The sequence below is a fragment of the Jatrophihabitans sp. genome, assembly GCF_046262535.1.
Lineage (GTDB): Bacteria > Actinomycetota > Actinomycetes > Mycobacteriales > Jatrophihabitantaceae > Jatrophihabitans.
In genome coordinates this window covers 1-8,804 of record NZ_JBHEMO010000045.1, presented here as the reverse complement: position 1 = coordinate 8,804, position 8,804 = coordinate 1, and the positions used below count along the sequence as shown (strand labels likewise).

At 68.6% G+C, this 8,804-nt stretch carries 13 protein-coding genes and 3 tRNA genes; 3 read left to right on the top strand and 13 right to left on the bottom strand.

What is annotated here, in order from left to right:
* The 13 genes from ABR571_RS07250 to ABR571_RS07190 all read right to left on the bottom strand — a co-directional run.
* A partial coding sequence (locus ABR571_RS07250) for a radical SAM protein (protein ID WP_409452516.1) occupies positions 1–567 on the bottom strand: 567 nt, incomplete at its 3' end.
* Positions 568–575: 8 nt separating this feature from the next.
* Complete coding sequence (locus tag ABR571_RS07245) at positions 576–869, bottom strand: DUF427 domain-containing protein (RefSeq protein WP_409452515.1); 294 nt, start codon at positions 867–869, stop codon at positions 576–578.
* A gap of 359 nt (positions 870–1,228) precedes the next feature.
* Complete coding sequence (locus ABR571_RS07240; protein ID WP_409452514.1) at positions 1,229–1,402, bottom strand: hypothetical protein; 174 nt, start codon at positions 1,400–1,402, stop codon at positions 1,229–1,231.
* 41 nt (positions 1,403–1,443) lie between these two features.
* Positions 1,444–1,578, bottom strand: a complete 135-nt coding sequence (locus ABR571_RS07235; protein ID WP_409452513.1) for a hypothetical protein — start codon at positions 1,576–1,578, stop codon at positions 1,444–1,446.
* On the bottom strand, positions 1,566–1,742 hold the full coding sequence (locus ABR571_RS07230; RefSeq protein ID WP_409452512.1) for a hypothetical protein: 177 nt from the start codon (positions 1,740–1,742) through the stop codon (positions 1,566–1,568). The genes ABR571_RS07235 and ABR571_RS07230 overlap by 13 nt, the downstream gene beginning before the upstream one ends.
* Positions 1,743–2,011: 269 nt before the next feature.
* The gene (locus tag ABR571_RS07225; RefSeq protein ID WP_409452511.1) at positions 2,012–2,680 is read right to left on the bottom strand and encodes a haloacid dehalogenase type II; all 669 of its coding nucleotides are present in this window, start codon (positions 2,678–2,680) and stop codon (positions 2,012–2,014) included.
* 432 nt (positions 2,681–3,112) lie between these two features.
* A tRNA-Val gene (locus ABR571_RS07220) sits at positions 3,113–3,184 on the bottom strand.
* Positions 3,185–3,221: 37 nt separating this feature from the next.
* Positions 3,222–3,293 (bottom strand) — tRNA-Cys (locus ABR571_RS07215).
* Between the two features lie 41 nt (positions 3,294–3,334).
* A tRNA-Gly gene (locus tag ABR571_RS07210) sits at positions 3,335–3,407 on the bottom strand.
* 78 nt (positions 3,408–3,485) lie between these two features.
* Positions 3,486–4,082: a dephospho-CoA kinase gene (gene coaE, locus ABR571_RS07205; protein WP_409452510.1), complete on the bottom strand. Its 597-nt coding sequence runs from the start codon at positions 4,080–4,082 to the stop codon at positions 3,486–3,488.
* Between the two features lie 87 nt (positions 4,083–4,169).
* Entirely contained in the window at positions 4,170–5,639 is a 1,470-nt protein-coding gene (rpsA, locus tag ABR571_RS07200; RefSeq protein WP_409452517.1) for a 30S ribosomal protein S1, read from the bottom strand.
* 142 nt (positions 5,640–5,781) lie between these two features.
* The gene (locus tag ABR571_RS07195; protein WP_409452509.1) at positions 5,782–6,747 is read right to left on the bottom strand and encodes an alpha/beta hydrolase; all 966 of its coding nucleotides are present in this window, start codon (positions 6,745–6,747) and stop codon (positions 5,782–5,784) included.
* Positions 6,748–6,778: 31 nt separating this feature from the next.
* Positions 6,779–7,276, bottom strand: a complete 498-nt coding sequence (locus ABR571_RS07190) for a hypothetical protein (protein ID WP_409452508.1) — start codon at positions 7,274–7,276, stop codon at positions 6,779–6,781.
* Positions 7,277–7,307: 31 nt separating this feature from the next.
* Here ABR571_RS07190 and ABR571_RS07185 point away from each other — a divergent pair, with 31 nt between their 5' ends.
* The 3 genes from ABR571_RS07185 to ABR571_RS07175 all read left to right on the top strand — a co-directional run.
* Positions 7,308–7,592, top strand: a complete 285-nt coding sequence (locus tag ABR571_RS07185; protein WP_409452507.1) for a hypothetical protein — start codon at positions 7,308–7,310, stop codon at positions 7,590–7,592.
* Entirely contained in the window at positions 7,585–8,397 is an 813-nt protein-coding gene (locus tag ABR571_RS07180) for a class I SAM-dependent methyltransferase (protein ID WP_409452506.1), read from the top strand. Before ABR571_RS07185 ends, ABR571_RS07180 begins: the two co-directional genes overlap by 8 nt.
* A 151-nt stretch (positions 8,398–8,548) precedes the next feature.
* Positions 8,549–8,804 (top strand): hypothetical protein (locus ABR571_RS07175; RefSeq protein ID WP_409452505.1); only part of this gene is annotated, 256 nt, incomplete at its 3' end.

Genomic DNA, 8,804 nt, shown 5'->3' with positions numbered 1-8,804 from the left:
GCGATATGGATTCAACGACCGTTCGTCAGCGGGCCGCTCGATGCCGCGACGCCCGAACATGAGCATGTCGAAATGGCCGGCGAACGACAGTCGCGGTAGCCGCGGCTGGCCGTCGGCGTCCAGGGCCAGTGCGGCTAGGTAGTCGGCGTCGAAGTCGCCGTGGCTCATACTCATCGGCTCACGGCCCTGTTCCCGCATCGCCAGCAGCGCGGCCGCGTGATCATCCGGTGGCAGCAGGCTGACCTCGCCGCCGATCAGTTGCGCGTGGGCGCGGGGGCCGCGCCGTTCACGCAACAGCCGGAACTGGGCGCGGACCTGCGCCACGGTGTGACCGCCGTCGACGCGGACACGGTTCGCATCGCGGGAGTGGTAGCACGGCGTGCAGGCCAGGTTGCAGCGCGGGAACACCCCGTGGGTGCCCTCGCAGCCGACCGCGTGCTGGCCGAGCGTCTGCGCCGGTGTGCGTACATGGTCAGGCAGCGTGTGCCAGCGTTCACGCAGAGCGGCCGTGGTTTCCGGGCCAACCGGCCGGGTGATTTCCCACCATCGCCGCAGGCGCGTCAGCAATGGGCTGCTCACGCTTCGGTGACCGAGCCGGCGTCCCAGAACGCCACGTAATTCTTAATCTTTCGGGCCAGTCGGGAAGGCTGCCGGTAGCTCCATGCGGCGTTGCGCTGGTCCGCGCCGTCGACTGTGAGCGCGTAGTAGCTGGCCACGCCCTTCCACGGGCACAGCGACTTCACCCTCGTCGTGGTGAAATGCTCCTCGACGATCGCGTCGGGCGGGAAGCAGCGGTTGCCCTCAATCAGCACCGTTCGATCGCATCGGGCGATAACCGTGCCGTTCACGGTCGCGACGTAAGTGGTCATGCCAATCCTTCGTCCTGCAGGGTGGGTTCGGTTTGAGTGCGGCACGCGGCCGAGTCTTCGTCATCGGAAACCCGGCGGCTCAAGCCGATGCATCCCGCGGCCGCAGCCAGTTCCTGAGTGATCGCAGCGGCTGCCAGCCGTCAAAGCGCCCGACCCGGCAACAATCGGCGCCTCTTCCGGATGCGGTGACCTCAGCCGGCGGCCGCACCAATCGGCTCGCTCACAACACCAGAGCGTCGGGCAGCCATCGTCGCGGCGCGAACGCGCTGAATGGCTGACCATCGACGACCACGCCGCGGTTCCTGGCCTGCGGGGTCGAGTCTCGATCGGCCTCGAAGCCCTCTCCCTTGCCGGTGCGCTCAGCCGCTTTCCGGCCGGGCCACCAGGCTAGCGATCACGGCATTGAGGGTGTCGGCAACAATGTCAGCTGTGCCGAACAGCGGCGGGGGTGTGCGGTCCAGCCGCGGGCACCATCCGGTGGTGAACCCGACCTGCCGGGCGTCGTAGAGGTCCCAGGAGTACACCGCGACCAACGCCGTCTGCTCCGCCCGCAGCCCAGCGTGGGGAGGGCGTGTTAGTAGCCCACCGGCCCAGGTTTCCATGCCCGCACGTCATCGACCGACAGCACCGCCTCGACCTCGCCGGCCATCCCGGCCCGCTCGAGAAAGCCCTCGGTAGTGGCCGCGGCACCGTTGCTCAGGGTGAACACGCGTAGCCCGCCTGCCCTGCGGCGCGCACGGCTGCGACCGCATCCGGCTGCGCGGTGAGCTCACCGAACCCGGCCACGACATACCCGAGCTGCGCCTTGCTCGGCGCGCCGCGGGTCTCGGCGTGCCGGCCGGAGGCGGGCGATGCCGTACAGACAGCGGCCATGCGGGCACGGTGTCACGAAGACCGGATGAACCGCGCGACGTCGTAGTTGGCGACGCAACCAGTGAGCATGCCAAGCGTTACGGCCGTGCTTGTTCGAGGAAGCGGAGTCCGCGTCCAAGGGGGTGCGATGTGCCCTTGGGGACCACGAGGTCTGTGAGGTCTGTATCTGTCCCGTGGTACGTATCAGGTCGGCGCAGCGTGACCCACAGGCGCCAGCCAAGTTCTGAGGTAGCCAGCGCCTCGCGACCTGACGATCTCGGCCGGAGGGGTCAGGACGCCTGTCCTGCCGCCAGTTGCTGGGCTAGGTCGGTCAGGTCGGGCGCGGTCAGCGAGGGCGGCGTGAAGAAGTCGGGGTAGGGAGCGCCGGCCCGGTCGATCCATGCGGTGGCCATGCCGGCACGGGCGGCGCCGTCGATGTCCCACGGGTGGACGGCGATCAGCAGCATGTCGCTCAACTCGCTACCGCAAGCACGTGCGGCGTAATGGTAAGCGGCCCTGGCCGGCTTCCACGCGGGAGCATCCTCCACTGACAGCAGCGCCTCGAACTCCTCCCGGATGCCGGCTGCGGCGAACAGTCGCTCGGCGACCTGCACCGATCCGTTGGTCAGGGTGACCAGCCGGCGGCCGGAGCGGCGCAGCGCGTGCACGCCCTCGGGCACGTCCGGGTGCACCGTCAACTGATTGAAGCCGTCCATCACATGAGCGATCGCGGCGTCCAAGCCACGGTTGAGGTTGGCCCCATGCAGCACCGTGCGCAGCGCCGCGACGCCGAGTTCGGCGAAGGGCTGCTGCCCCCCTGCCGCGGTTAGGGCGAACCCGTCGCGCAGCAAGGTGGCGAACCATAGCTTCGCCAGATGCTCCTGCGCGCCGATATCGGCGAACCGCGCGGCCATCGGGCTCATGTCAGACAGCGTCTCGTTGACGTCGAAGACGATCACGGAGGGGCTAGGGCCCATCGGTCCTCCCAGGGGTCTATTGCGGACAGTACGTGTCACGCCGTGAACGTCAGGCGGTGCGAGAAGGCCTCAACCGATCTCAAAGTGCGCTGGCGACAGGGCGCGAACCCCAGCGAAGGGTGCCCACCTAGCAGCGCAGATGCGCGACCAGATGGTTCAGATTCGACGCCGGAATCGGACAGCGACGTATCCGGGACGTGGCCCGCTGGCTGGGCAGACCAGCGTGCGGCCACCGGTGACAACGCCGGGAATTGAACCACATCGAACGACCGCGGTCCGGTTGTGCAGCCGAGCAATCCGGCTTTCGGCCGGAGCGGCGTTACGGTCGGCAGCATCTCGTTGACATTGTTGACGTCGACGGTCCGGGTTCGTGCCATGCGCTGCCATCTCAGCCTGGTTGGTATTGCCTCGTAGTGGGCGATACTGGGATTGAACCAGTGACCCCTACCGTGTCAAGGTAGTGCTCTCCCACTGAGCTAATCGCCCTCTATGTGCACCGCGGTGCGGTGGTTGTTGCCCTGCGAGGCGGCGGCGGGAATCGAACCCGCGTACAGGGCTTTGCAGGCCCTTGCCTAAGCCACTCGGCCACGCCGCCGTGTGTTCCGGCCACCCCTGGGTGCCGAGAGCGGTTCCTCGAGCGGACGACGGGATTCGAACCCGCGACCCTCACCTTGGCAAGGTGATGCGCTACCAGCTGCGCTACGTCCGCGATTGCGGCGGCCCGAAATTTCGTGCCGGCCACCGGGCGTCGACTCTATCGGATGGGTGCGAGCGCTTCCAATTCGGCCTACGCCGTGAAAGCCGCGGCGACGAGCCGTTCCCAGACGGCATCGACCTGGGCCGACAGCTCCTCAAGCGATCCGTCGTTGCCGATCAGCTCGCCGGCCACGGCGCGCCGCTGCTCGTCGGACGCCTGCACCGCCATCCGGTCGCGGGCGTCCGCCTCGGCCATCCCGCGCTCGGCCAGGCGGGCCAGCCGGGTGTCGACGGGGGCCTCCACGACGAGGACGGTGTCGAAGCCGGCCGCCAAGTTGCTCTCGACCAACAGCGGGATATCGAAGACGACGATCGCGTCCTCGCCGGCCTCGGCCATCAGCTCGGCGGTGCGTTTGCCGACCAGCGGGTGGACGATGCCGTTGAGCGCAGTTCGGCGGGCCTCGTCGTTGAAGACGATGGCGGCCAGCGCGGGCCGGTCCAGCCGTCCGTCGGGCCCCACGACATCGTCGCCGAATTCCGCCACGACTGCGTCGAAGCCGGGAGTGCCGGGCTCCACGACTTCGCGAGCGAGGGCGTCGGCGTCGATGACGACCGCGCCGTGGTCGGCCAGCAGCCGGGCGACGGTGCTCTTGCCCGAACCCACTCCCCCGGTCAGTCCCACTCTCACGTGAGGAACGCTACCGACACAAAAAGTTGTCCGCGCTTCCCCACGTCATGACGTGGGGAAGCGCGGACGACTTCGAGCAGTGTGGCCTTATCGGCCGGCAAGCTTCTCGCGCAGCGCGGCGAGCGCCTCGTCGGAGGCGAGCGTCCCGCCGCCGTCCTCGGCGGCGGGGATGTCGGAGCTGTACGTCGTCGCCTCGCCGGCCTCGGTCGCCGCCGTGGCATCGGCCTTCTGGGCGTCCTCTAGCTGCTTCTTGTGCGCCTCGAACCGCTCGCGGGCCGCGGCGTAGCGCTTTTCCCATTCCTCGCGTTGGGCCTCGTAGCCCTCGCGCCACTCCTGGGTGTCCGGGTCGAAGCCCTCGGGGTAGATGTACTCACCCTTGTCGTCGTACTGGGCTTCCATGCCGTACTGCGCCGGGTCGAAGCTGTCGTCGGTGAGCGCGCCCTCGTTCGCCTGCTTCAGCGACAGCGAGATGCGACGCCGCTCGAGATCGATGTCGATGACCTTGACCAGCAGGTCGTCGCCGACGTTGACAACCTGCTCGGGGATCTCGACGTGCCGCTCAGCCAGCTCGGAGATGTGCACGAGGCCCTCGATGCCGTCCTGGACGCGCACGAAGGCGCCGAACGGAACGAGCTTGGTGACCTTGCCGGGGACGACCTGGCCGATCTGGTGGGTACGGGCGAAGTGACGCCACGGGTCTTCCTGCGTCGCCTTGAGCGACAGCGAGACCCGCTCGCGGTCGAGGTCGATGTCGAGAACCTCGACGGTGACCTCCTGGCCCACCTCGACGACCTCGGATGGGTGGTCGATGTGCTTCCACGACAGCTCGGAGACGTGCACCAGACCGTCGACGCCGCCGAGGTCCACGAACGCACCGAAGTTGACGATCGAGGAGACGACACCCGTGCGGACCTGGCCCTTGGCCAGCTTGTTGAGGAACTCGCTGCGCACCTCGGACTGCGTCTGCTCGAGCCACGCCCGGCGCGAGAGCACCACGTTGTTGCGGTTCTTGTCGAGCTCGATGATCTTCGCTTCGAGCGTCTTGCCGACGTAGGGCTGCAGGTCACGCACGCGGCGCATCTCGACCAGCGACGCGGGCAGGAAGCCGCGCAGGCCGATGTCGAGGATCAGACCACCCTTGACGACCTCGATGACGGTGCCTTCGACGACCTCGTCGTTGTCCTTCTTCTCCTCGATCGTGCCCCAGGCGCGCTCGTACTGTGCGCGCTTCTTGGACAGGATGAGCCGCCCTTCCTTGTCCTCCTTCTGGAGAACCAGGGCCTCGATCTCATCGCCCACGGTAACGACCTCGTTGGGGTCGACGTCGTGCTTGATGGAGAGCTCGCGGGAGGGGATCACACCTTCGGTCTTGTAACCGATGTCGAGGAGGACCTCGTCCCGGTCGACCTTGACGATGGTGCCTTCGACGATGTCGCCATCGTTGAACGGCTTGATGGTTCCGTCGACTGCGGCGAGAAGTTCCTCGACGGTGCCGATGTCGTTGATCGCAACTTGCGGTGTGGTGGAGGTCGGCGGGGCTTCGGTGGTGGACGTCATTGAGTAGGTGATTCCTGACAGGGACTCGAAGTGCGCTGCGGGCATGCCCGGTCCGCCGAAAGTTCGGGGGCGACCTACTCCATGTCGAGGTCACAGACCTGTCCGCGCCTCCAGCCTACTCGGACCCCCGTAATAAGGGGAATCACGGGTCCAGATGACGCCGGATCTCAGCCGCAGCCTCGGCCAGGGCCTGCCGGGCCACCGGCTGGATGCCCGGCAGCGAGATGTACCCGTGCACGGCTTCTACGTAGTTCGTGGATCGCACCTCGACACCGGCGGCGCGCAACGCCTCGGCGTAGTAGGCCCCGTGATCGCGAAGCGGGTCGAATTCGGCCGTCTGGATCAGCGCGGGCGGCAGGCCCTCGAGCTTGCCGCGGATGGGGGACGCGTAGGGATCGGTCATTTCCCGGGTGCTCTCGTGGAAGTACAGGCCCGGCGCGTTGACGATGTCCTTCGACGTCAGGATCGGCCGGTTCGCATTCTCGCGTTCGGACGGGTATTCCCCACCGAGTTCCACCGACGGATAGATCAACACCTGCAGGGCCACGGACGGCTCCCCGCGGTCGCGGGCCATCATGGCGACGACGGCGGCCATGTTGCCGCCGGCGCTGTCGCCCATCACGGCCAGCCGGTCGGCGTCGACGCCGAATTCCTCGGCGTGCTGGGCGACCCAGCGGGTGGCGTCGTAGCAGTCCTCGACCGGCGTCGGGAAGGAGTGCTCCGGGGCCAAGCGGTACTCGACCGACACGACGACGACGCCGGCCCGCGCCGCCAGCGCGCTGGCCCACCACTCGGACTGCAGGACGCTGCCCGACACCCAGGCACCGCCATGAAAATTGAGGACCACCGGGAGGCGGCCGGCGGCGCCCTTGGGGCGGTAGACCCGCAGCGGAAGCGGCGTTCCGTCGGCGGCCGAGGCCTCAGTCTCGGTGATGTCGACCCCCCTGGCCGGGCGGCCGGTGATGAGCCACGCGAGAGGCAGCCCGAGCGCTTTGTTGCGCAGGTCCGCAGCGGCCCGCACCTTCTCGACGGGCTGTTGCATCACGGGGGCGCGCTCGATCAGCTTGTAGACGGACCAGAACGCGGCAGTACGCAGGGGTATGGACACCCCCCCACCCTACTGAACGTCAGTCAGTTAATCACGGGAACGAGAGGCGGGCCACTACAGCGGCCACGCGCTCGGACGCGATGCCCCACGGATCCGGCGCGCCGACGGCCGCGTCGAGGTCCCAGAGGACGCACGACTCCCCCGGCTGCGCCACCATCGACCAGGCGACCACCGTCCGGCCCAGCTGTTCGGCCATCGACCCGCTGCTGCCCACGACCGCGGCGGGTGCGCCGCCCTCAGGATGGTGGTGCAGAAACCGCCCGTACGCCGCGTCACAGAAGCGGGCGTAGCGAGCGGTGCAGAGGATGAACCCGTGCCAGACCTCGTCCACCGCATGCGAGGGCATGCCGATCACCTGGTCGTCGCGCAGCGCCGCGCCGGCACAGCGCAACCACTGGCGCAGACCTGTCTCGATCAGCTCGCGCGGCTGCCAGGGGCACGTCTTCCAGATCGCGTCCGGAAGCTCCAGGGAAGCGGCCGCACGGTTGACCCGGGCGAGGTCGACCGCCGATCGTCGCCGAATTCGCACCCACTGAATCTACGGCCGTTATCGTCTGGGCATGCATCCGCTGACGTTCGTGCTCGTGGGTGGCGGGGCCCTCGCACTGGTCACCACCCTGGGCCGGTACGCCCGCGGCGGCACGGGACGCGGACGGCGCACCAAGGGGGCGAACGACTCCGACTGGAATGCGGGCAACATGCCGGGCAACAACAGTGGGGGCCATCACGGAGGCCACTCCGGCTGCGGCGGCGGGCACGGCAGCGCCGGATCCGACGGCGGCGCCAGCTGCGGCGGTGGGTCGAGCTGTGGCGGCGGAGGCGGGTGCGGCGGCGGAGGTGGTTGACCACCCGGTCGGCGTGGCGCGGCGCGAGGAAAACGCGGGGTCGACCGTGGCCGCCAACCGGCGCTGGTGGGACGGTGACGCCGACGCCTACCACGCCGAACACGGCGACTTCCTGGGCACGGCGGACTTCGTGTGGGCACCGGAACGGCTCCGCGAGGAAGACGCGCACCTGCTCGGGGACGTCCGCGAGAAGACGATCCTCGAGCTCGGCTGCGGAGCGGCGATGTGTTCCCGCTGGCTCGCGGCGCAGGGCGCGCACCCGGTCGCCTTCGACCTGTCGGCCGGCATGCTGCGGCACGCCCAGGCCGGCGCCCAGGCGACCGGGCTGAACGTCCCCCTCGTGCAGGCCGACGCGCAGTACCTGCCCTTCCGCGACGCCGCCTTCGATGTGGCCTTCACGTCCTTCGGGGCGATCGCGTTCGTCGCCGACAGCGCTCGGGTGATGCGCGAGGTCGCCCGCGTCCTGAAGCCGGGCGGGCGCTGGATCTTCTCCACCACCCACCCGACCCGGTGGTCGTTCCCCGACGACCCCGGGCCGGACGGGCTGACCGCGACCATGCCCTATTGGGACCGGACGCCCTACGTCGAGGTCGCCGCCGACGGGCGGCCTACCTACGTCGAGCACCACCGCACGCTCGGCGACCGCGTCCGTGAGATCACCGCGGCCGGGATGCGCCTGGTTGATCTGATTGAACCGGAATGGCCGGCCGGGCACACGGAGGAGTGGGGCCAGTGGTCGCCGTTGCGCGGTTCGATCCTGCCGGGCACGGCGATCTACGTCTGCGAGGTCGACCAGCCGCGATGATCGTTCGCAGCGCCTCCATGGAGGATCTTTTCATCATTACCAACTGCAGCGCCGGTGTGACGCGGCCGCCTTCGGCGAACCCGAACACGGCGAGAGCGAGGTTCGAGAAGAACTCGAACGCATCGGGTCCCTCGCCGAGCACAGCCGTCTGGTGTTGGACAGGGACGAACTGCTGGCGGCTGCGTGGCACTGGTCGACCGAGGCGACTCTGCTCACCGAGCCCGGTGCTGACCCCGCTCCCCTGCACGCCGAACTGCTGCCCTGGTTCGAGCGGCAAGCGGTGCGTGCCCTGTCAGTGCTCAGTGCCGACGACGTCCTGCGCGGTGCCCTCATCGCTCGCGGATGGCGACATACCCGGTCGGTCTTCGATCTACTGCGGGCAGTCGAAGCGGATTGGGTGATCGTCC